Origin of the sequence: Micromonospora sp. DT46, from assembly GCF_049841735.1 — a bacterium.
Classification (GTDB): Bacteria; Actinomycetota; Actinomycetes; order Mycobacteriales; family Micromonosporaceae; genus Micromonospora; species Micromonospora reichwaldensis.
The window spans coordinates 230,546-251,313 of sequence record NZ_JBNCKW010000006.1 but is presented as its reverse complement, the minus strand read 5'-3'; the positions used below and the strand labels follow the sequence as shown (position 1 = coordinate 251,313).

Genomic DNA, 20,768 nt, shown 5'->3' with positions numbered 1-20,768 from the left:
GCGGTGGCGCGTGGTGCGGGCGGTCGGGCCGCGGCCGCTGATTCGCTCGGAAGCCGGTCAGTCGGCGCTGTGGTCGGCCACTCTGGCGGCGTAGCGGGTGAGCAGCTCGTGCCAGCCGGCGGTCAGCGCCTGCCGGTAGCCCTCCGCGGCCTCGCCGTGCCGGTCGAAGTGCCGGTGTTCGACCGCCACCCGCGTCCGCTCCGGCCCGTCGGCGTGGAAGAGCACCTCCACCTCGCTCGCCTTCGCCGGGTCCGGCACCGGTGCCCGGTCCGCCCCGATCTGCCAGGTGAAGACCAGCCGCTCGGGCGGATCCCAGGTCAGCACCCGGCCCCAGTCGCAGCGGAAGCCGTGCGGACCGATCTCGTAGAGCATCCCGCCGCCGCGCGGCTCCATGCCCAGGTCGGCTAGCTGCTCCGGCCCGGACCAGGTGTATTCCACCACCCACCACTGCGCCAGGGCGCCGGTGAACACCTCGAACGCCCGCTGCGCGGGAGCGGGGACCAGGAGGGCGCTGCGCAACGCGAATCGTTCGGACTCCTGCCGGATGCCGGCCGGGTCAGCCATCTCCTGTCCCATAGGCCCGGACCATACCGGCTCATGCCCGGGTGCGCAGCTTCGTGATTGCTGTCTTCGGGCCGCCCATCCGTACGCCGGAAGACGCCCGCGCGCCCCGCCCGTGACCGGCTGTGTCGCCGTGACGGCGGGATGTTCGGCCGGATAGCGGGTACCCGCGCCGAACGGTCCCGGCCGGCCCGGCCGGAGAATGCGGAGCGGGGAGCATGAGCGAGAACGCGCAGCAGCGGGACGACGACCGGACCGGCGGCCGATCGAGGCGACGTGACGCGGAAGCGGAACCCGCCCGCCGGGGTGGGGAGAACGAGCCGGACGTCCTGCTGGACATCCCGGAGGTGTCGGTCGACTCGATCCGGCTCGCCGTGGACGGGCTGGACGCCGACGTCTCCCTGCGGGCCAGGCTGGCCAACCTCCTCCAGCTCGACGCCGGGGTACGGGTGCACCTGGAGGGCGTCGAGCTGGACATCACCGGGGTGCACGCCGAGGCGTTGCTCAAGGTGCGGCTGGAGAAGCTGGTGCAGATCCTCGACCGGGCGCTGACCACCATCGACCGCAACCCGCAGGTCATCCAGACGCTGTCGGGTACGGCGACGGCCTCGATGGACGACGTGAACCGGGCCAGTCAGCAGATGGCCAACCTGAGTGAGCAGCTCACCGGCCCGGGGGAGCGGGGCGGCGGGGCTGGGCAGCTCACCGCCCTCGGGGAGCAGCGCCCGCTGGAGCGGGCCGGCGGCGCGACCGACGATCTCGGTCAGCAGGTGGGCGCGATCGGTGCGGTCGCCGACCAGTCACTGCGGGGGCCGGGCGGCCCGGGCCGGGGCGGCAGGCCCGGCACCGGCCAGGGCGGGGAGCCGGGCGGCCGAGGGCAGGGCGGGGAGCCCGGCGCCGAGCAGGCCCAGCGGGGTGGTGGCCTCGCCAGCGGGTCGGGCGGCGGTGGTGAGCAGGGCCAGGCGCAGCGCGCACGCGAGCAGGAGGGCGACGAGGCGGCCCGTCGGGAGCCGGGCGGACCCCAGGAACGGGAGCAGGGCCAGGGCGCCCCGGAGCAGGGCGGTCAGCGGCCGGATGGTTCGCCACAGGGTGGCGCCGAGCAGGGCGAGCAGCAGCCGGGCGGTTCGCAACAGGGCGATCAGGGTGGCGGGCAGCGGCCGGGCGGTTCGCAACAGGGCGCGGAGGGCGGCGGGCAGCAGCCGGGCGGCGAGCAGGGTGGCGGGCAGCGGCCGGGTGGCGAGCAGGGCGGCGGGCAGCGGCCGGGCGGTTCGCAAGAGGGCGGTGCGGAGCAAGGCGGCGCGGAGCAGGGCGGGCAGCGGCCGGGGCGCGCGGAACAGGGCGCTCAGCAGCCGGGCGGCGAGAGGGTCGGTGGGCCCGGGGGCGGTACGGCCGGAGCGGGCGGCGGGGACCGGGGTGCCGGCGGGTCCGGTGGCGGGCCGCAGGCCGGGCAGCGTGAGTCGTCGGGCGGCCCGTCCGAGGGCGGGCAGGGCCGGCAGCAGCCCGAGACCTCAGGCGGTGGCGGTGGTGGCGCACCGAGCGCCGCCCAGATCGCCGAGCAGGCGGGGGAGACGCTGAGGCAGGCCGGCCGGAGCGTCTGGGAGGCGATCCAGGGCGGGATTGCCCAGCACCGCCAACAGCGGCGCTGACCCAGCGGACGGGCCCGCCTGCGGCCCCGTCGTGGACGTCCACGGGCCGAGGGCCGGCCCGGTGTGGCGGCGGCCCGGTCTGGCGGTCCGGCGCCCTGACGCATCCGGAGTATCCGTGGTTCGAGGAGCCGACGGGGAGCCCCGCCGGCCGACGGATCAGGTGCTGGTCACCGCCGCCTGATACCGGGCGATCCACTGCCGGTTGAGTTCGTCGGCCTGGCGTTGGTGACGTGCGATGACGGCACAGCCGTCCTCGGGCACGTCGAGCCCCAGGAAGTCGAGGACGCCGCGCGTGGTGGCGGCCATGTCCTCGGCCAAGTCTTCGTAGCGCACGACGTGCGGTTGGATCCCGCACGAGGCGAACCACGCCTCCCAGGCCGCGTTGTGCTCCCGGATCTCCTCGATGTAGTGCCTGATCCCGTTCGCGTCGAAGCGGGGCGCCTGCCCGTTGCCCACGTCGCCGCTGATCTCCCCACTGCCGCCGACGAACCACCTGCCGGTCTGCTCGGCGCGCAGCCGCGACACCGCCTGCGCCAGTACGTCGTCGCGTCGCAGGAAGACGAAGCCGGTGCGGCCGAATGCCCGGTTCAGCAGCGCGACGTCGTCGCCGTCGAGGTCGGGATGGACCGCTGCGAGCTTCGCGACCACCTCCTCGAGCGTGCCCCACATGAGCTTCGCGCCGAACACGCCGTTGCCGGTCCGGCCCGCGGCGAGCGCGGCCCGTACGAAGTCCGCGTAGTCGAAGCCGCCGTCCGCCCCGCGGGGAAGCTGCCACCGGTCGGCCCACAGCGGCTCGTCCGGGGAGCGGAAGTAGGCCTGAGGGCGACCGGCGAGACCGGTGGATTCCAGCAACCCGAGCAGGAGCGAACTGCCGGTGCGCGGGGTGCCGCAGACGAAGTACGAGTCGACACGGTCCGTAGGCATGGCCGCACACAACCGCAGGGCAGGCACCCGTCGCAACCGAATTCGTCGATGCCGTCGCCCCGGCCCCAGGTGTCCGGGCCCGCGCGACCGGGATGATCAGTCGAGGGCCCGCAGTGCGCCCGTGACCACGACGAAGAGCGCGATGGCGGCGGCGGAGGCGATCCGTGCCTGTCGCGACCGGGTGAACAGGCCCACCACCAGTGCCGCGCCCAGGCCCAGCAACCAGTGACCGACCTCGGGGTGCCGGTCGGGCTCGAAGCCGAGGTGGCCGAGGGCGGCACGCCCGTAGCCGACGAGTGCGGCACCGCCGACCCAGACGAGCAGGGTCCAGCCGCACCGGCGCCCGGGGCTCTCGGTCAGCAGCGACCCGTGGCGGGTGAGCGTGCCGAGCAGGTAGGTCAGCGTCAGCAGCGTCGCAACGCCGGCGAGCAGCACGGCGTGCACCCCCACGAAGAAGGCGAACAGCAGCCACGGGCCCCCGTCGGTCCCGCGCAGGAACAGGACGGCCGTCGCGCCGACCACGACCATCTGCCCCACCGCCAGGCGTCCTGAGTTCACGACCAGCGGTGCCGACTGTGCGGTCGACTGCTCGGCCACGCTCCGCCCCCCGTCGCGCCGGCCCGCCGCAGACGGAACCAGGGCGGGTCGGTGAACAGCCTGGCAGAACCGGGCGGCCTACCGCTGTCCCGGATCCGTCCGCCGACAGGAGTCGGGGCGGGCGGACGGCAGACGCGCCGTCAGGCGGAGGTCGCGGCGACGCAGAACTCGTTGCCCTCCGGATCGGCCATGACGACGTGGTGCCCGGTGAACTCCTCCAGGACGCTCCCGCCAGCCTTCACCAGCCGCTCGGACTCGGCCCTGATCCGCGCCCACCGCTCGTCGGGGGTGCCGTGGCCCGGCACCCGGACATCGATGTGCAGTCGGTTCTTCGCCGTCTTCGGCTCGGGGACCCTGAGGATGGAGAGCGCGGGCCCGACGCCGGCGGGATCGCACAGCCACGCCACGTCGTCCACCGGGTCGTCCTCCGGCAGGTGGAAACTCGCGTGCCACTCCGCGCGGGTCCGGAAGGGCGCGGGCGGCGGCTCGTCCACGTAACCCAGCGCCGTCTTCCAGAACTCGCCGAGGAGTTTCGCGTCCGCGCAGTCGAGGGTCAGGCTGATTCTGGCTGCCATGGCAGGACCGTACTGCGTGCCCCCGACAGTCGCGGCCGAGCCGAAAGGGCGGGCACCGCCGGTACGGCCTGGGACCTTGACGTTCCCTGCATGATGGGCCGCATGAGCCTGAGTGATCCGGACCCGGTGTGGATCGCCGTACGCCTCGTGATCGTGGTCCTCAGCCTGACCATGATCGCTCTCGGCGTGCGTGTCGCCGTGTCGGGACGGTTTCCCTCGGCGTGGGTGCGGGTCGCCCGTCTGACGGCGAGCCAGCGGTCCCAACCCGCCCGGATCGGCGGTAGCCAGGCGCTGTTCGGCGCGTGCCTGCTGGTCCAGCAGGCGCCGTTCCTCGTTCCCATGCCCTTCCTGGCCGGGCGCACCCTGTTCGTGGTGGCACTCCTCCTTGCCGTCACCGGGGCGGGATGGTTCGCCCTGCTCCGGCGCTAGAGCACCGGCTCCGTGCCGTGTCGCTGGCTGATCCTGCCCAGGCCGGGCAGGAGGCGGTCATTCCGGCCGCGTGGCGGCGTAGGCGTCGCGAAGATGGGGTTACGGCAACGGTCGTCAGCCGCCGTCCGTCTCGTCGAAGAAGTCGCGGGCGGAAGCGACGAGGTCGGGGTTCGGGTGGCCGTCGTTGAGGAGGTCGATGCTGCGCACCGTGAGATGCGCGTTGCCATCCGTGTCCGTGACGAACAGCACGGGGTGCCATGCGGGGTTGATGTCGGCGATGCTCGCCCGGACGCGGTGGCCGCCCAGGGCGTCATCCAGCGTCGCGCGGGCCCGGAGGCACCATTCGCCGTGAGCCTCGTCGTCGTCGCCGAGCGAGTCGTGGGTGTCGAACATGTCCCGGCTGATCTGCACCATCGACTCGACGCCGGGCTCGGCAGCCCCCTGGTCGTCCGTGACAGCCCACTCGTCGGGCCACCAGCGGTAGCCGTCCGCGTACGCGTCGTCGGCCTCGACGAGCACCTGGAGGGCCTCTTCGGTGTGCGCCAGCAGGGTCACCGTGACGACGTCGCTGTCCGTGGTGAGCGCCACCGCGTACAGCTCCTCCGATGCACGTCCCTCGAGCATCGGGCCGATCGTCGCGCAGATGCTCGCGACGATCCGCTCGCGCAGTGCGGGCATGTCGACGGTGGGCACCGCGCTCCTCCCCGAGGCTCTCCTCGTCCTGGTCGCCGGGACGCCGGCCGCCCCGGAAGACGCAACGTAGCAGGGGTGCCGCCACGTCGAGTACTGCGGCAGCCAACGTGCGATTGCGCCGACTCCATTCGGATCGCGGCTGGGTGGATGACCTGTGCTGGTTGCCTGGGTGGTGCGGAACGCAGGTTGATGGTCATCCGCGCACTTCACCAGGTGGCCCACCCGGACGAGAACCTCGGACAGCCGCAGCACCTGCCGCCACCCGCGTCCCCGCCACCAACCCGGGGGCAGGACCAACCGGACCATTTCTGCGCCTCGATCTAGCCACCTGGCCCGGTCGCGGGTGCCCACAATGAGGAAATGACAGCGCAGAGGTACCTGAAGAGGCATACAGCCGTCCCTCTCCGTCGTGCTCGTGCTCGGAAGAGGCAACAAGCCGTGAAGCGTCGTACTCCATGGCCGCTGATGGCGGGGCTGCTTGCGGCGGGAGCGGCCGGAGCCGAGGCGATACGGCGCCTCAGACGCGCCCGGCGCACCGGACCCAGCGGAGCCGGGGCGACAGGTGACGTCCGCCAGCCCGGTCCTGCCACCGACGCTGCCCGGACCGTCAGCTCCGAAGGAGCCACCCAGCGCTGGCCTCAGGGAAGGTGAAGCAGAGTCCCCTCCGGCGTCGAACCGGAAGCCTCCCGATTTTCAAGCGCCCACATTTCCGCAGGTCAGAAGCCCGCCGTAGCCTGCCGTGGCGTGCAGATGCCGGCGTGCCGCAGCCATGGACGAGTGCCCGAGCCGCTTCATCAGGTCAGCCAGGGTCGCGTCGGTCTGCGCGGCGAGGGTCTGTCCGGTGTGCCGCAGGTCATGGAAGGTAACCACGGGCAACGCCGATCGATGCGCCAGAAGGGCATACAAGAAGATCCCCACCGGCGTTTCCGCTGGTGGGGACCTCTTTAGCCCGGCGAAAGGCTATGTGGCCAGGGGCGGGGTCGAACCGCCGACCTTCCGATTTTCAGTCGGACGCTCGTACCAACTGAGCTACCTGGCCGTGTTGCTCGGTTCATGCTACCCGCACGGCGGGTTCTCCGCCGGAAGGGTCACATGCCCCGATACGCAGAACGCCGCGCAGGGCGCGGCGTTCTCCGCTGGCGGTCCTGACGGGACTTGAACCCGCGACCTCCGCCTTGACAGGGCGGCGAGCACTCCAACTGCTCCACAGGACCTAGCTTTGTTGCCTCCGGCCGAAGCCGGACCGTGCCCCCAACGGGATTCGAACCCGTGCTACCGCCTTGAAAGGGCGGCGTCCTGGGCCGCTAGACGATGAGGGCGGCCCCGCCATCATTGCACACTCGCAACTTCAAGCGGACTTGCTCCCATCCGGCCCCGCCGGAGGCTTGGATAGCTTACGTGATGGTCGGTCTCTCGACCAAACCGGTATGGCCCTGGCCACAACGGCGCACGAATCCGCAGGTCAGAGGGGTCTAGCGGAGCCGGGCGACGCCGTAGCGGCGCTTCAGGTCCGCGATCAGGCGGGGGCTGGCGGCCAGCGTGGCCGCCCGATCGCCGCCGCCGTCGTGCAGCAGCACGATCGAGCCGGGGCGGGCCGCGGCGCGTACCCGCTTGGCGATCGTCGCGGCGGTCGGCTTGCCCCAGTCCTGCGGGTCGACATGCCAGTGCAGCGACCGCATCCCGAGCTGCTTGGCGACCGTCACCACCTCGGCTGTCCACCGGCCGCCCGGCTGCCGGTAGAACGGCACCTTGGCGCCCGGCACCGCCGCCCGGATGGCCGCGTTGGTGCGCAGGAGGTCCCGCCGGATCTCGGCGGCCGGACGCCGGGCGAGTTGCATGTCGTGGTTCCAGCTGTGGTTGCAGAGCTGGTGGCCCTCCCGCACGATCCGCCGGACCAGCTCGGGGTGGCGCCGGGCCTGCTTGCCCACCACGCAGAAGGTGGCGGTGACCCTGGCCGCCCGGAGGCGGTCGAGGACCTTCGGCGTCCAGGTCGGGTCCGGCCCGTCGTCGAAGGTCAGCGCCACGGTCCGTGCGCCGGTCGTGCGACGCAGCCCTGCTGGCAGCTTCGGTGGCAGCGGCCGGACCAGGCGCCTGGGCGGGGTGCCGCGGGTCGGTCGCGGGGTGGCCGACGGAGTCGGCTCGGCCGGCAGCGGGGCCGAGGCGACGGGGTCGGGGCCGGCGGCCCGCCGATCTGTCGCGGTGCCGTCGCCGCAGCCGCCGAGGAGGATCAGGGCCAGACCGGTGGCCAGCACGGCGCGTAGGCGCATCGTTCGCTCCCGGAGGGGTCGGGGTCGGCGGAACTCCCGACGCTAGTGGACGGCGTCCCGCCCGCGGCACCCCCGTCAGTCCGCCGTCGCCTGGTCCAGGGAGTCGCGTAGGGCGAGCGCCAGCGAGACCGCCTCGGCGAGGTCGACCGGCCGCACCACACCGGCGGGCAGCGAGTCCGCCAGCCAGCCCGGCCCGGCGGCGAGCACCAGCAGCGGCCGGCGGGGCGCGGCGAGCAGGGCGTTGAGCTGGGTGGGGTCGGCGGTGTCCCGGGTGTGCGACCAGATCACCACGGCGGCCGGCCCGGTCCGGTTGACGGCCTCGAGCAGCGCGGGCAGCGGCATCCGGGCGCCGAGCATCCGGTAGCCGACCCCGGCCTCGGCGAGCGCGGCGGCGAGCGCCTCCAACGGCAGGGTGTGCTGCTCCTCGTCGGCGCAGGTGAGCACGATGCGTGGTGGGCCGGCGGGCGCGCCGGCCCGGGCGGCCACCGCGAACGCCTCCGAGACGCAGCGCGACATCAGGTGCTCGACCTCGACCAGTCCACCGGTGGCGGCGTGCCGCTCCCCGATGCCGAAGAGCACGGGGCGCAGCAACCCGTCCCAGGTGGCGATCACGCCGTCTGCCTGGACGGCCCGGGCGATCGTCTCGCCGATCGCGACCGCGTCGAGCCGCATGGCGGCACGGGCCAGCCCCCGGGCCGCCGGACCGGCCCGGCCGACCGGGATCGTCGAACCGCCGCCGTCCCGGCCGGTGACGGCGCGCACCCGTGGGGGTACGGCGGCGTCGGCGGGCACGGCGTCCGGTGTCCGGCGGGCCCAGCGGGCCGCCTCCGCCGGGGTGACCCCCTGGGCGGTGAGCCGTCGCATGATCTCCAGGCGCGCGAGGTCGGCCGGCGTGTAGCGCCGGTGGTGCCCGGGTACGTGCTCGCTGGGCCCGAGGCCGTAGCGCTGGTGCCAGGTGCGCAGGGTGGTCACGGCGACGCCCAGCCGTCGGGCGACGGCTCCCGCGCTCAGCGCCTCATCGGCCACCCGACCGCTCCGACGCGTCGTTCGCCGGCGGACCGGGCGGGGTGACGGCCGGACCCGGCGGACCGGGCAGGCTGGCGGCCGGACCCGAGGGGGCCAGCAGGCGGTTCACCACCCCGCCCAGCCACGGTGCGTACGCGCGGGGGTCGGCGTCGAGGTCGGCCGCCAGCGAGAGGGGGTCCACCCAGCGCAGCTCGGCCACCTCGTCGGGGTCGGGCAGCAGCGGGTCGTCCGGCCGGAACTCGCCCCGCAGGACGTGGTCGTACTCGAACTCGACCCGACCGGTGACCGGGTCCTCGGCGTAGTAGACGTACACCCCGACCTCGGTCAGCTCGACCGGGCCGGCGCCGAGTTCCTCGCGCAGCCGGCGGTTGGCGGCCTCGACGAGGGACTCGCCCGGCGTCGGGTGGCCGCAGCACGAGTTGGCCCAGCGCAGCGGGAAGCGGGTCTTCACCGGCGCCCGTCGTTGCAGCAGCACCCGGCCGTCGGGGTCGACGAGCAGCACCGAGAAGGCGCGGTGGAGCTGGCCCGGGGGCTGGTGGGCGGCGGCCACGGTGGTCTCGCCCTGCGGCCGCCCGGCGTCGTCGACGAGCTCGACGAGATGCTTCTCGCGGGTGGTCACGGCAGGTGTCTCCAGGGTCCGAGGGGGAGGGCCATCAGGCTGCCCCGGTGATGCGGCCGGCGGCGAGCTTGCCGGAGATGAGCACCATGGGCACGCCGACGCCGGGCTGGGTGCCCGAGCCGACGAAGACGACGTTCGGCAGCGTCCGGTGCAGGTTCGACGGGCGGAACGGGCCGGTCTGGAAGAGGCTGTGGGCGGCGGCGAACGGAGTGCCGGCGGCCATGCCCTGCTCCGCCCACTCGGCCGGGGTGACGGCCCGCAGCACCTCGACGCCGGCCCCGAAGCCGACGTAGCCGCGCTCCTCCAGGGTCCCGACGAGCTGGTCGGCGTAGCGCCGGGTGAGGTCGCCCCGCCAGTCGAAGGGGGCCCGGTCGAGGTTGGGCACCGGGGCGAGCACGTAGTAGGTGTGCCGCCCGGCCGGAGCCACCGACGGGTCGGTCCGACTCGGGTTGGTGACCAGCAGGGACGGGTCGCTCATCAGCTCGCCCCGCCGGATGACCTCATCGAAGGTGCCCTTCCACGACCGTCCGAAGTGGATGTTGTGGTGGGCGATCTTCCCATACCCCTGCGTCGAACCGACGTGCAGGACCACGCAGGAAGGGGAGTAGGTGAGCCGGCGCGGACGGCTCGGCGGCAGCAGGTCGCGGTAGGCGACCGGCAGGTCGGGGTTGAGCACGACCACGTCGGCCGGGATCAGCTCGCCGTCTGCGGTCACCACGCCGGTGGCCCGGCCGTGCGCGGTCTCCACCCGGGTCACCGTGGTGTCGTAGCGGATCTCGACGCCGTGCTTCTCGGCGGCGCCGGCCATGCCCCGGGAGACCGCGTGGATGCCGCCGCGCGGGAAGTAGACGCCGGCCACCGAGTCGAGGTACGCGATGACCGCGTAGATGGCCAGCGCGTCGTGCGGGGCGAGGCCGGCGTACATCGCCTGGAAGGAGAAGATCCGCTGGGTGCGCGGGTCCCGGAAGAACTGGTTGATCTTCGTCTGGAGTCGGCGGAAGGCGCCGCCCGCCAGCAGCTTGACCAGGTTGCCGGTGAGCAGGTCGGTGGGTGCGTCCAGGTTGCGCTCGATGAAGTCGGCGCGTTCCCACTGCCAGAGCCTGCGCGCGTAGTCGACGAAGCGCAGGTAGCCGTCGGCCTCGCGCGGGCCGCAGACCCGGGCGATCTCGGCGGCCATCCGGGTGGTGTCGGTGATGACGTCCAGCGTCGACCCGTCCGGGTAGTACGCCCGGTAGGCCGGGTCGAGCGGGGTGAGGTCGAGCCAGTCGTCCAGCTCCTCGCCGACCGCGCCGAGCGCCTCGGCGATCAGGTCGGGCATGGTGAGCACGGTGGGTCCGGTGTCGAACTCGTAGCCGTCCACGCCGAGCCGGCCGGCCCGGCCGCCCGGCACCGGCTCGCGCTCCAGCACGGTCACCTGCCGACCGCTGCCCGCCAGGTGCAGCGCGCAGGCCAGCCCGCCCAGCCCGGCGCCGACGACGACCACCCGGTCCGTACGCCCGTCGACGGTGCGCACGCGACCACCTCCTTGTGCGAAGTTGCCCATCATGCCCGCCGGTTGGTGGCGGCGGTGGCGAGGCCGGTCAGCGCGGTGCGCGCGGTCTCGTCGATCGACGCGGTGCCGAGGGCCGTCAGCGCCTCGTCGACCCGGTCGGAGATCATGCGTTCGACCCGGTCGACCGCCCCGGTGTCGGCGACCACCTCGGCGAGGCGGGCGACCTCCGCGTCCCCCACGTCGGCGCCGAGGCCGTCCAGCGCGCGCCGCTGGGTCGGCGTGGCGAGCTGCCGGGCCAGCATGAGCAGCACGGTCGGTTTGCCGGTGCGCAGGTCGTCGCCGGCCGGCTTGCCGGTGGTCGCCGGGTCGCCGTAGACGCCGAGCAGGTCGTCGCAGAGCTGGAACGCCTCGCCGACGGCCAGCCCGTAGCGGGTGTACGCGGCGGTCAGCGGGGCGTCGCCGCCGACGCCGGCCAGACGGGCGCCGAAGAGCAGCGGCCGCTGCACCGTGTAGCTCGCGGTCTTGTAGCGGGCAACCCGCAGCGCCCGGTCGACCGACCAGTTCGCCGCGTCGCTCTCGCCGAGCACGTCGAGGTACTGCCCGGCGATCGTCTCCACGCGCATCTGGTCGTAGCAGCGCCGGACGTCGAGCAGGCGGGCCGGCGGCAGCGTCGCGCGCGCGAGGAGCCGGTCGGCCCAGACCATGCAGAGGTCGCCGATCAGCACGGCGACCGCCTCGCCGAACCGACGCGGGTCGCCCTGGTGGCCGGCGGCGGCGTGCCGGGCGGCCAGCGCCACGTGCGCGGTGGGCCGGCCACGGCGGGTCGCGGAGGCGTCCATCACGTCGTCCTGGACGAGGGCGAAGGTGTGCAGCAGCTCCAGGGCGGCGAAGGCGGGCAGCACCGCCGGCAGCGGACCCGTGCCGTCCGGCGCGCCGCGCCACCCCCAGTAGGCGAACGTGGGGCGGACGCGCTTGCCGCCGGCCAGCACGCAGTCGCGCGCCGTCGCGGCGAATCCGCCCATCGCCGCGTCGATCTCGCGCAACGCGTCGACCTCGGTGGCCAGGAAGGCGGCGAGGGTGTCCTGCACCGCCGTAACCAGGTCCTTCGTGTACGCGGCCAGGACCGCCCGGACCGGGTCGTCCCCGTCGGTCGGGCCGGTGGGGGCCACGCGGAGCGAGTTACCCGCAACTGCGTCGTTGGCCATGTGACCGAGCGTACCCTAGGCTTACGAGTTGCGTCGATTTGTGCGTCGATAATTGAGGAGGGCCGGTGGACACCGATCTCACCGCTGCCTATGACCGCTGCCGTGAGCTGCACAAACGGCACGGCCGCACCTACTATCTCGCCACCCGGCTGCTGCCCGCTTGGAAACGGCGGCATGTGCACGCCTTGTACGGATTTACGCGCTACGCCGACGAGATCGTCGACCGCACCGAGGAACTTCCCCCGGCCGAGCGCGCCGCCCGGCTCGACGACTGGGCCGGCCGATTCATCGCCGGACTGCACGGCGGCCCGGTGGACGACCCGCTGCTCCCCGCCGTGCTGCACACGATCGCCGTCTTCGATCTCGACCGGGACGACTTCGCGTCGTTTCTCAAGAGCATGGCGATGGACCTGACGGTCACCTCGTACCGCACCTACGACCACCTGCTCCACTACATGGAGGGCTCGGCGGCGGTGATCGGCACCATGATGCTGCCGATCCTGGGCAGCTCCGACCCGGCGGCGGCCCGGGAGCCGGCCCGCCAGCTCGGCTTCGCCTTCCAGCTCACCAACTTCATCCGGGACGTGGCCGAGGACCTCGACCGGGGGCGGACCTACCTGCCCGACGACGACCTGGCCCTGTTCGGCGTCACCCGGGAGGACCTGGCCGAGGCGCGCGCCCGGGGCCGCGCCACGTCCCGGATCCGGGAGCTGATCGCGTACGAGGTGACCCGCGCCCAGGCGCACTACGTCGCCGCGGCTCCCGGGATCACCCTGCTCGCACCCGCCTCGCAGGCCTGCATGCGCACCGCGTACGCGCTCTACGGCGGGATCCTGGACGAGGTGGCCGCGCGGGACTATGACGTCTTCGTCGACCGGGCGCTGGTGCCGCAGCGCCGCCGGCTGGCGGTGGCCGCCCGCGCCCTGCTCACCCCCGCCGGCACGCCGGTGGTGATCCCCGGCCCCGCCCGGGTGCCCGGCCCGCAGGCCGTGCCGACCCCGTGACGGCCGCCCGCCGCTGACCGTCAGCCCGTCCCCCCCGTCAGCCGGAGGCCGGCGGCAGCCACGGCCAGCCGGCGGCGCTGGCCGGAGCGGGCCGGGGGTGGCAGTGGTCGGAGATGACGAGCTGGTCCCAGCGCCCAGCGCCCAGCGCCCGGCGCCCGGTGCCCAGCGCCCGGTGCCCAGCGCCCGGTGCCCGGCGCCAGTCGCCGGTCGCCGGCCGTGCGGTCAGAGGCAGGAGTGCAGGGCGTCCGCCAGGGCGTCGACCCGGTCGTGGTCGGCCAGGTGCGCCGTGGCGTAGGCGAAGGTGTAGCCGCGTCCGGGATCGGCCCAGGCGGAGCTGCCGCCGATCCCGCCCATGCCCCAGCTGCCGTCCTCCTCCCACTGCATGCCCGGCGTCCAGCGGGTCCGCCGGCCGAGCAGCAGGTCGTCGCCGTCGTACTGGACCCGGGTCGCCTCGGCCACCAGTTCCCGGCTGAACAGCCGTACGCCGTCGAGGACGCCGCCGGCGAGCAGTCCCGCGTAGAGGCGGGCCAGGGCGCCGGCGGTCGAGTGCAGGTTGACGGCCGGCACCTCGGCGCCGCGCCAGAGCGGGCTGTTCACCACCGCCGGGTCCCGGCCGCCGGGCGGGTTGTCCAGCGCCCGCGCCCAGAGCGAACCCGGCTCGCCGGCCACCCGGTCCGGCCACCCCGGATCGCCGTGGCGCAGGTCGGCGCAGCGGCGCTGGTCCGCCTCGCCCAGGCCGAAGCCGAGGTCCAGCCGCCACGGACCGGCGATCTCCTCGGCCAGGAAGCGGCCCACCGACCGCCCGTCGACCCGCCGCACCAGCTCGCCGACCAGGTGCCCGTACGTCCAGGCGTGCTCGCCCGCGACGGACCCGGGCGGCCACTCCGGCTCGGCGGCGGCGAGGTCGGCGCAGAGCAGGTCCCAGTCGGCGACGGCGGCGGCCGGCCGGGGCACCGGGAAGGCCGGCAGCCCGGCGGTGTGCGCCAACACCTGGCGGACGGTGGCCGGGGCGCGGAAGCCGGGCCAGTGGTCGTCGACGGGGTCGTCCAGGTCGAGCCGGCCCCGGTCGACCAGCGCCAGCAGGCAGAGGGCGGCGATCGGCTTGGCGACGGAGTAGACGTTCACGAGCGTGTCCGGCAGCCACGGCCGCCCCGGTGACCGCTCGCCGCCGACGATGTCGACCACCGGCTCGCCGTCGTACCAGATCGCCAGGCCGGCCCCGGTCTCCCGGCCCTCGGCGAGCAGTTCGGCGAAGCAGTCGTGGACGGCGGAGAAGCGGGTGCGCATCCGGCCACGGTAGGAGGCCGGGACGCCGGCGGGCAGCGGATTTCCGGCTCGACCCGCTGGCCGGCCGCCGGGCGGTGCGCGATGCTGGCGGGATGGCGGATCCGGAACTGGTGGACGTGGTCGTGGTCGGGCTCGGGGTCGGCGGCGAGGAGGTGGCCGGGCGGCTCGCCGAGGCGGGGCTGAGCGTCGTCGGCGTCGAGCGTGATCTGGTCGGCGGGGAGTGCCCGTACTGGGGGTGCGTGCCGAGCAAGATGATGATCCGGGCGGCCAACGCGATCGCCGAGGCCCGCCGGGTGGACGGGCTCGCGGGCACCGCCGAGGTCCGGCCCGACTGGGCGCCGGTGGCGAAGCGGATCCGCGAGGAGGCCACCGACACCTGGGAAGACACGGTCGCGGTGCAGCGGTTCACCGGCAAGGGCGGGCGGTTCGTCCGGGGCACCGCCCGGCTCGACGGCCCCGGCCGGGTACGCGTGGGCGAGCGGGTCTTCCAGGCCCGGCACGGGATCGTGCTGGGCACCGGCACCAGACCGTCCGTGCCGCCGGTCGACGGGCTGGCGGACACGCCGTACTGGACCAACCGGCAGGCGATCGAGGTCGAGGAGCTGCCGGAGTCGCTGCTGGTGCTGGGCGGCGGGGCGATCGGGCTGGAGCTGGCGCAGGTCTTCGCCCGGTTCGGGGTCCGGGTCACCGTGGTCGAGGCCCTGGACCGGGTGCTCGCCGTCGAGGAGCCCGAGGCGTCCGAGGTGGCCGCCGCCGCGCTGCGGGCCGACGGGGTGGAGATCCACACCGGGGTGCGGGCGGAGCGGGTCAGCCACGACGGGCGCGGCTTCACCCTGCACGCGGCCGGTGGGGCGCGGTTCACCGCCGAGCGGCTGCTGGTGGTGACCGGTCGCCGGGCCCACCTGGACGAGCTGGGCCTGGACACCGTCGGGGTGGACGCCGGCCGGCGCTACCTGGCCGTGGACGACCGGCTGCACGTGACGGAGGGGATCCGGGCGGTCGGCGACGTCACCGGCGAGGGGGCGTTCACGCACGTCGCGATGTACCAGGCGGGGATCGTCGTCGCCGACCTGCTCGACCACGCCCGGCGCGCCGCAGGCGGGCCCGACCCCAGCGGCACCGCGAGCGCGACGGGTGGCGCGTCGGGCACCACCGGCGTGCGCGGCTCCGCCGGTGCGGTGCCGCGCGCCGACTACCGGGCGCTGCCCCGGGTGACCTTCACCGACCCCGAGGTCGGCGCGGTCGGCCTCACCGAGTCGCAGGCCCGCGAGCGGGGCGTCAACGTGCAGGTCGGCCTCGCCCGGTTGCCGTCGTCGGCCCGGGGCTGGATCCACAAGGCCGGCAACGAGGGCTTCGTCAAGCTGGTCGCGGACGCCGACCAGGGCGTGCTGATCGGCGCGACCTCGGTGGGGCCGGCCGGTGGCGAGGTGCTCTCCGGTCTGGCGGTGGCGGTGCACGCGGCCGTGCCGCTCGCCCGGCTCCGGCAGATGATCTACGCGTACCCGACCTTCCACCGGACGATCGAGGACGCGTTGCGGAACATGTCCTGACGACCGGGCCGCATGCCGCATGCCGCATGCCGCATGCCGGATGCCGGATGGCGGGCAGCGCGCGGCAGCGGAAGGCAATCGTGCGGCAGATGGCTGCTCATTTCTTTCATCGGGATGACGTACGATTGCGACCGTGACGAAACGGTTGACCGAAGTTGCCAAGAAGGCGGGCGTCAGCGAGGCCACCGTCAGCCGGGTGCTCAACGGCCGGGACGGGGTCTCCGAGGCCACCCGGACGGCCGTGCTGACCGCGCTGGACGTGCTCGGCTACGAGCGGCCCACCAAGCTGCGCGGCGAGCGCGCCCGGCTGGTCGGGCTGGTGCTGCCCGAGTTGCAGAACCCGATCTTCCCGGCGCTCGCCGAGGTGGTCACCGGATCCCTCGCCCAGCGCGGGTTCACCCCGGCGCTCTGCGCCCGCACCATCGGTGGCGTCTCCGAGATGGACTACGTGGAGATGCTCCTCGACCACCAGGTCTCCGGGGTGATCTTCGCCGGTGGGTCGTACGCGCTCGCCGACGCCCGGCACGACCACTACCGCCGGCTGACCGACCGGGGCCTGCCGGTGGTGCTGGTCAACGCGGGGGTGGACGAGTTGGGCTTTCCCCGGGTCTCCACGGACGACGCGGTGGCGGTGGAGCAGGCGTACGGGCACCTGCGCTCGCTCGGGCACGAGCGGATCGGGATGGTGCTCGGCCCGGAGGGGCACGTGCCGTCCCGGCGCAAGCTGGACGCGATGGCCCAGGCGGCGGGCTGGGGTGACGACACGGCGTACGTGGAGCGCTCCAGCTTCTCCATGGAGGGGGCGCGGGTCGCCGCGACCAAGCTGGTCGAGCGCGGCGTGACCGGCATCGTCTGCGCCAGCGACGTGCTGGCCCTCGGCGCCATCCGGGCCGCCCGGCGGCTGGGTCGGGTGGTGCCGACCGACGTGTCGGTGGTGGGCTTCGACGACTCCGCGTTCATGACCTGCACCGACCCGCCGTTGACCACCGTGCGGCAGCCGATCGAGACCATGGGGCAGGCCGCCGTGGACCTGCTGGTCACCCAGATCGAGGGCGCCGGCGTGCTGCACGACGAGCTGCTGTTCGAGCCCGAGCTGGTCGTCCGCGGTTCCACCGCGCCCGCCCCCGGTCGCTGACCCGGGCCCGCCCCCCGCCCACCCGAACGACGGAACGGCCGTCGACCGCTGCCCGCGGTCGGCGGCCGTTCCGTTCTGCCTGCCCGGTGGCAGGAACCGGTCGGGCCAAAGCCGCAAATAGGTTGCCTTCCAAGATCCTGTCAAATTCTGTCGCCCCAAAGTCTCGTCTTTTCAGCAAGAGATCGATACCTTGCTGGGACAAGTTCGCTTGGCTACAGTGACCCCACTCACACCTGGCCCCGGCGCAGCTACCCGGGGTCAGGTCGCTTGGCAGATGCAGATCAGTGCCGGCGCATCGGCGCGGTGACGACCACCGGGCATCAGCGCAGGTCATGGAGACACCGTTCCCGAAGGGATGGACAGATGTCCGTACCGCAGTACCGGAAGACTGCGGCGTTGGCGCTCGTGGCCGGCCTGGGGCTCAGCCTTGCGGCCTGTTCGACGAAGAGCGACGACGCGACAGGCAGCGCAGGCGGCAAGGTCACCGTCACCGTCGACTGCCAGCCGGTCGGCTCCCAGAAAGAGCTGTTGAAGAACTGGAACGACGACGTCGCCGAATTCCAGCGGCAGAACCCCGACATCGTCATCAAGAGCGTGAGCGTCGGCGAGCAGTGCAACAACCCGCCGGACTTCACCGCCCGCCTGGCCGGTGGCACCGTGACCGACCTGTTCTACGGGTACATGACCGATCTCCAGCAGGTGCTGGACTCCGGCCAGGCGATGGACATCAGCGAGTACGCCGACAAGGACACGGTCCCCACCTGGGACAGCGTCGACCCGGCGCTCAAGGAGGCCTTCAGCCACGACGGGAAGCTCTACGCCGTCCCGGCGAAGAACTACTCGATGGGCCTGGTCTACAACAAGGTGCTGTTCCAGCAGGCGGGGCTCGACGTCAACAACCCGCCCAAGACGTGGCCCGAGGTCCGGGCGGCCGCCAAGAAGATCTCCGCGCTCGGCAACGGGATCGCCGGCTACTCGGAGTACAGCGCCGGCAACACCGGCGGCTGGCACTTCACCTCTCTGCTCTACTCGCAGGGCGGCCAGATGCTGACCGAGGACGGCAAGAAGGCCGACTTCAACAACGCCATGGGCAAGCAGGTCCTGCAGAACCTCAAGGACATGCGGTACGGCGACAACAGCATGGGCAGCCGCCAGCTGCTCCAGTGGGGAGACCTGCTGACCAACGCCGCCGCCGGCAAGGTGGGCATGTTCATCGGCGCGCCGGACTCCACCCAGGCGATCGTCAGCCAGTTCCAGGGCAAGTTCCAGGACTGGGCGATGGCCCCGCTGCCCGGTCAGGACGGCGCGGCGAAGGGCACGCTCGGCGGCGGCGAGGGCTACTTCTTCAAGAAGGGCCTCTCCCCGGAGCAGGTCGAGGCCGGTCTGAAGTGGATCGCCTACCAGAAGCTGACGCCGGGCAAGGGCCAGTTCGACTACGTCCGGGCCAAGCCGCAGAACTACCCGGTCGGCCTGCCCCAGCCGCTGCTCTTCGCCAACGGCAGTGACGCGCAGAAGCAGGAGCTCGAACTGCGCAAGGCGAACGCGAACGTCGACACCGCCAACTTCGCGCTCTTCGAGGCCACCCCGGTGCAGATCAAGGGCGAACCGCGCAACGCGCAGGCGATCTACGCGGTGCTCGACGCGGCGATGTCCGGGGTGCTGACCAACCCGAACGCGAACATCGACGCGCTGCTCAAGACGGCCGAGGACAAGGTCAACCAGCTCCTCGCCGCGGCGAGCTGACCCGACGGTGGGGGCCGGTGCGCCGGCCCCCACCCCGTCCGCACCGCCCGTCCGGTCACCGACTCACCAGGAGTTGCCTTGGCGATCCTCTCCGCCCCGGGGACCACCAGAGACACGGGTCGTCCCGCGTCGCCGTCCCCGGTCGGGCCGCAGCGTACGAGCCTCGGCCGCAAGGTGCGGGACAACCTCACCGGCCACGCGTTCCTGATCGGTGCGGTGCTCTGCTTCGTGGTCTTCTCCTGGTACCCGATGATCCGCGGCATCGTGATGAGCTTCCAGCGCACCCGGCGCGGCGAGACCACCTGGGTGGGCTGGGACAACTACGCCCGCATCCTCGACGACCCGAGCTTCTGGACCGCCTGGAAGAACACCTTCTACTTCACGGTCCTCGCGCTCGTCCTCGGCTACGTGGTGCCGTTCTTCGTGGCGATCCTGCTCAACGAGTTCCGCCACGCCAAGGGGTACCTGCGGATCCTGGTCTACCTGCCGGTCATGCTGCCGCCGGCCTCGGCGCTCTTCCTGTTCAAGTTCTACGCGTACGACCCCAGCGACGCGGGACTCCTCAACGCGATCCTCAAGGCGCTGCACCTGCCGACGTCGCAGTGGATGCAGTCCCCCGAGATGACGATGCCCGCGATGGTGCTGGCGTCGACCTGGATGAACATGGGCAGCGCGGTGCTGATCTACCTGGCGGCGTTGCAGAACATCCCCGGCGAACTCTACGAGGCGGCCGAGCTGGACGGGGCCGGGATCTGGCGGCGGATCCTGCACGTGACCGTCCCGCAGACCCGGCTGATCCTCGCGCTCCTGGCGATGCTTCAGATCGTCGCCACCATGCAGCTCTTCATCGAGCCGCTGATCCTCGCCAACGGCGCGGGCGCGGAGGACTCGGCGACCTCGGTCGCGTACCTCATCTACCAGCACGGCTTCTTCCAGAACGATCTCAACGGCGCCGCCGCGCTCGGCGTGATCATGCTCGTGGTGCTGGCCGGCTTCTCCGCCGTCTACGTGCGGCTGACTGCGAAACAGGACTAGGACGGACGCGGAATGGCACAGGACTCCGGGACCCGGACACTCGTCTCCCCCGCCCAGCTCAGGCGGGGACGCGGCAGGGTGATCTACTGGGCGCTGCTCGCCGTCGTCGTGACGGGCTTCACGCTCGTCTTCCTCGGGCCCCTCTACTGGATGGTCACCGGCGCGCTCAAGTCCGGCCAGGAGATCGCGCAGACCCCGCCGTCGCTGTTCCCGCAGGATCCCCAGTGGCAGAACTACGTCGACGCGTGGCACAACCTGGATCTCGCCAAGCTGCTGTTCAACACGTTCTACTACGCGACCGGCGCGGTGCTGTTCCAACTCGTCCTCGACACCGCCGCGGCGTACTCCCTGTCGAAGCTCCGGCCGATCTTCGGCAACGTGATCCTCGGCCTGATGCTGGCGACGCTGATGATCCCCGCGATGGTCCTCATCGTCCCGCAGTACGTGACCGTGATCGACCTGCCGATCCTGCACGTCAACCTGCTCGACTCGCCGTTCGCGATCTGGCTGCCCCTGGTCGCGAACGCGTTCAACATCTTCCTCCTGAAACGGTTCTTCGACTCGATCCCGGAGGAGCTGATGGCGGCGGCCCTCATGGACGGGGCGACCCCGCTGCGCACGCTCTGGTCGATCGTCCTGCCGATGTCCCGCCCCATCCTCGGCGTGGTCTCGATCTTCGCCGTGACCGCGGTCTGGAAGGACTTCCTCTGGCCGAAGCTGGTCATGCCGTCACCCGAGACCCGGACGGTCAGCGTCGGCATCTACGCCTTCTCGGGCGGTACGCCCATGAACGTGGTGGTCGCCGCCTCGGTCATCGCCGCGATCCCGACCGTCATCGTCTTCCTGATCTTCCAGCGCAACATCATGTCCGGCCTGACCACCGGGAGCCTCAAGGGATAGGGCCGGCGCACCGACGCATCACCACCACCGAAACCCCGTCGGCGACCAACGACCGTTCGCCCGACACACATTCAGGTCCG

20 protein-coding genes and 3 tRNA genes are annotated in these 20,768 nt (G+C 72.9%); 8 read left to right on the top strand and 15 right to left on the bottom strand.

Annotated features, from left to right (window positions below):
- Window positions 1-57: 57 nt before the first annotated feature.
- Window positions 58-576 (bottom strand): SRPBCC family protein, encoded by a 519-nt coding sequence (locus ACLQ20_RS18305; protein ID WP_151455697.1) that lies wholly within the window; start codon window positions 574-576, stop codon window positions 58-60.
- A gap of 203 nt (window positions 577-779) precedes the next feature.
- Between ACLQ20_RS18305 and ACLQ20_RS18300 the strand changes: the two genes are divergently transcribed.
- Complete coding sequence (locus tag ACLQ20_RS18300) at window positions 780-2,207, top strand: hypothetical protein (RefSeq protein ID WP_425856789.1); 1,428 nt, start codon at window positions 780-782, stop codon at window positions 2,205-2,207.
- Between the two features lie 156 nt (window positions 2,208-2,363).
- On the opposite strand, the gene ACLQ20_RS18295 is transcribed toward ACLQ20_RS18300, so the two are convergent.
- The 3 genes from ACLQ20_RS18295 to ACLQ20_RS18285 form a co-directional block, all read right to left on the bottom strand.
- Window positions 2,364-3,131 (bottom strand): Stf0 family sulfotransferase, encoded by a 768-nt coding sequence (locus ACLQ20_RS18295; protein ID WP_327030162.1) that lies wholly within the window; start codon window positions 3,129-3,131, stop codon window positions 2,364-2,366.
- A 96-nt stretch (window positions 3,132-3,227) separates the two neighbouring features.
- Window positions 3,228-3,728: a hypothetical protein gene (locus ACLQ20_RS18290; protein ID WP_327030163.1), complete on the bottom strand. Its 501-nt coding sequence runs from the start codon at window positions 3,726-3,728 to the stop codon at window positions 3,228-3,230.
- A 140-nt stretch (window positions 3,729-3,868) separates the two neighbouring features.
- Window positions 3,869-4,303 (bottom strand): VOC family protein, encoded by a 435-nt coding sequence (locus tag ACLQ20_RS18285; RefSeq protein ID WP_151456597.1) that lies wholly within the window; start codon window positions 4,301-4,303, stop codon window positions 3,869-3,871.
- Window positions 4,304-4,405: 102 nt separating this feature from the next.
- Between ACLQ20_RS18285 and ACLQ20_RS18280 the strand changes: the two genes are divergently transcribed.
- The gene (locus ACLQ20_RS18280; RefSeq protein ID WP_425856785.1) at window positions 4,406-4,732 is read left to right on the top strand and encodes a hypothetical protein; all 327 of its coding nucleotides are present in this window, start codon (window positions 4,406-4,408) and stop codon (window positions 4,730-4,732) included.
- 114 nt (window positions 4,733-4,846) lie between these two features.
- Here the strand turns inward: ACLQ20_RS18280 and ACLQ20_RS18275 are convergent, their stop codons facing one another.
- The 10 genes from ACLQ20_RS18275 to ACLQ20_RS18230 form a co-directional block, all read right to left on the bottom strand.
- A complete protein-coding gene (locus ACLQ20_RS18275) occupies window positions 4,847-5,677 on the bottom strand; it encodes a DUF4303 domain-containing protein (protein WP_425856782.1) in 831 nt (276 codons plus the stop codon).
- A 441-nt stretch (window positions 5,678-6,118) separates the two neighbouring features.
- The gene (locus ACLQ20_RS18270; protein ID WP_327030165.1) at window positions 6,119-6,343 is read right to left on the bottom strand and encodes a hypothetical protein; all 225 of its coding nucleotides are present in this window, start codon (window positions 6,341-6,343) and stop codon (window positions 6,119-6,121) included.
- 47 nt (window positions 6,344-6,390) lie between these two features.
- Window positions 6,391-6,464 (bottom strand) — tRNA-Phe (locus tag ACLQ20_RS18265).
- A gap of 98 nt (window positions 6,465-6,562) precedes the next feature.
- A tRNA-Asp gene (locus ACLQ20_RS18260) sits at window positions 6,563-6,639 on the bottom strand.
- A 32-nt stretch (window positions 6,640-6,671) separates the two neighbouring features.
- Window positions 6,672-6,744, bottom strand: a tRNA-Glu gene (locus tag ACLQ20_RS18255).
- 153 nt (window positions 6,745-6,897) lie between these two features.
- Complete coding sequence (locus ACLQ20_RS18250; RefSeq protein WP_151456593.1) at window positions 6,898-7,692, bottom strand: polysaccharide deacetylase family protein; 795 nt, start codon at window positions 7,690-7,692, stop codon at window positions 6,898-6,900.
- Between the two features lie 75 nt (window positions 7,693-7,767).
- Entirely contained in the window at window positions 7,768-8,718 is a 951-nt protein-coding gene (locus ACLQ20_RS18245) for a MerR family transcriptional regulator (protein ID WP_425856778.1), read from the bottom strand.
- Entirely contained in the window at window positions 8,708-9,337 is a 630-nt protein-coding gene (gene idi / locus ACLQ20_RS18240) for an isopentenyl-diphosphate Delta-isomerase (RefSeq protein WP_151456591.1), read from the bottom strand. Before idi ends, ACLQ20_RS18245 begins: the two co-directional genes overlap by 11 nt.
- A 34-nt stretch (window positions 9,338-9,371) precedes the next feature.
- A complete protein-coding gene (gene crtI / locus ACLQ20_RS18235) occupies window positions 9,372-10,880 on the bottom strand; it encodes a phytoene desaturase family protein (RefSeq protein WP_327031129.1) in 1,509 nt (502 codons plus the stop codon).
- Window positions 10,880-12,034: a polyprenyl synthetase family protein gene (locus tag ACLQ20_RS18230; protein WP_425856775.1), complete on the bottom strand. Its 1,155-nt coding sequence runs from the start codon at window positions 12,032-12,034 to the stop codon at window positions 10,880-10,882. The genes crtI and ACLQ20_RS18230 overlap by 1 nt, the downstream gene beginning before the upstream one ends.
- A 65-nt stretch (window positions 12,035-12,099) precedes the next feature.
- Between ACLQ20_RS18230 and ACLQ20_RS18225 the strand changes: the two genes are divergently transcribed.
- Entirely contained in the window at window positions 12,100-13,038 is a 939-nt protein-coding gene (locus ACLQ20_RS18225) for a phytoene/squalene synthase family protein (RefSeq protein WP_425856772.1), read from the top strand.
- Between the two features lie 222 nt (window positions 13,039-13,260).
- On the opposite strand, the gene ACLQ20_RS18220 is transcribed toward ACLQ20_RS18225, so the two are convergent.
- Complete coding sequence (locus ACLQ20_RS18220; RefSeq protein WP_425856769.1) at window positions 13,261-14,325, bottom strand: serine hydrolase domain-containing protein; 1,065 nt, start codon at window positions 14,323-14,325, stop codon at window positions 13,261-13,263.
- 92 nt (window positions 14,326-14,417) lie between these two features.
- Between ACLQ20_RS18220 and ACLQ20_RS18215 the strand changes: the two genes are divergently transcribed.
- The 5 genes from ACLQ20_RS18215 (at window position 14,418) to ACLQ20_RS18195 (ending at window position 20,688) form a co-directional block, all read left to right on the top strand.
- Entirely contained in the window at window positions 14,418-15,875 is a 1,458-nt protein-coding gene (locus tag ACLQ20_RS18215) for a dihydrolipoyl dehydrogenase family protein (protein ID WP_425856766.1), read from the top strand.
- A 133-nt stretch (window positions 15,876-16,008) separates the two neighbouring features.
- Complete coding sequence (locus ACLQ20_RS18210; protein ID WP_132235096.1) at window positions 16,009-17,010, top strand: LacI family DNA-binding transcriptional regulator; 1,002 nt, start codon at window positions 16,009-16,011, stop codon at window positions 17,008-17,010.
- Between the two features lie 363 nt (window positions 17,011-17,373).
- Window positions 17,374-18,753 carry an ABC transporter substrate-binding protein gene (locus ACLQ20_RS18205; protein ID WP_327030171.1) on the top strand — a complete coding sequence of 460 codons (1,380 nt, stop codon included), beginning with the start codon at window positions 17,374-17,376 and terminating at the stop codon, window positions 18,751-18,753.
- A 78-nt stretch (window positions 18,754-18,831) separates the two neighbouring features.
- The gene (locus tag ACLQ20_RS18200) at window positions 18,832-19,788 is read left to right on the top strand and encodes a carbohydrate ABC transporter permease (RefSeq protein ID WP_327030172.1); all 957 of its coding nucleotides are present in this window, start codon (window positions 18,832-18,834) and stop codon (window positions 19,786-19,788) included.
- A gap of 12 nt (window positions 19,789-19,800) precedes the next feature.
- Complete coding sequence (locus tag ACLQ20_RS18195; protein WP_358114267.1) at window positions 19,801-20,688, top strand: carbohydrate ABC transporter permease; 888 nt, start codon at window positions 19,801-19,803, stop codon at window positions 20,686-20,688.
- The last annotated feature ends 80 nt before the right edge of the window (window positions 20,689-20,768 follow it).

Excerpts from the sequence above, each read along its gene's own strand:
- ACLQ20_RS18230 (WP_425856775.1), bottom strand. The coding sequence starts at position 12,034 with ATGGCCAACGACGCAGTTGCGGGTAACTCGCTCCGCGTGGCCCCCACC.
- ACLQ20_RS18250 (WP_151456593.1), bottom strand. The coding sequence starts at position 7,692 with ATGCGCCTACGCGCCGTGCTGGCCACCGGTCTGGCCCTGATCCTCCTC.
- ACLQ20_RS18220 (WP_425856769.1), bottom strand. The coding sequence starts at position 14,325 with ATGCGCACCCGCTTCTCCGCCGTCCACGACTGCTTCGCCGAACTGCTC.
- ACLQ20_RS18205 (WP_327030171.1), top strand. The coding sequence starts at position 17,374 with ATGTCCGTACCGCAGTACCGGAAGACTGCGGCGTTGGCGCTCGTGGCC.
- crtI (WP_327031129.1), bottom strand. The coding sequence starts at position 10,880 with ATGGGCAACTTCGCACAAGGAGGTGGTCGCGTGCGCACCGTCGACGGG.
- ACLQ20_RS18305 (WP_151455697.1), bottom strand. The coding sequence starts at position 576 with ATGGGACAGGAGATGGCTGACCCGGCCGGCATCCGGCAGGAGTCCGAA.
- ACLQ20_RS18300 (WP_425856789.1), top strand. The coding sequence starts at position 780 with ATGAGCGAGAACGCGCAGCAGCGGGACGACGACCGGACCGGCGGCCGA.
- ACLQ20_RS18215 (WP_425856766.1), top strand. The coding sequence starts at position 14,418 with ATGGCGGATCCGGAACTGGTGGACGTGGTCGTGGTCGGGCTCGGGGTC.
- ACLQ20_RS18195 (WP_358114267.1), top strand. The coding sequence starts at position 19,801 with ATGGCACAGGACTCCGGGACCCGGACACTCGTCTCCCCCGCCCAGCTC.
- ACLQ20_RS18280 (WP_425856785.1), top strand. The coding sequence starts at position 4,406 with ATGAGCCTGAGTGATCCGGACCCGGTGTGGATCGCCGTACGCCTCGTG.
- ACLQ20_RS18295 (WP_327030162.1), bottom strand. The coding sequence starts at position 3,131 with ATGCCTACGGACCGTGTCGACTCGTACTTCGTCTGCGGCACCCCGCGC.
- ACLQ20_RS18285 (WP_151456597.1), bottom strand. The coding sequence starts at position 4,303 with ATGGCAGCCAGAATCAGCCTGACCCTCGACTGCGCGGACGCGAAACTC.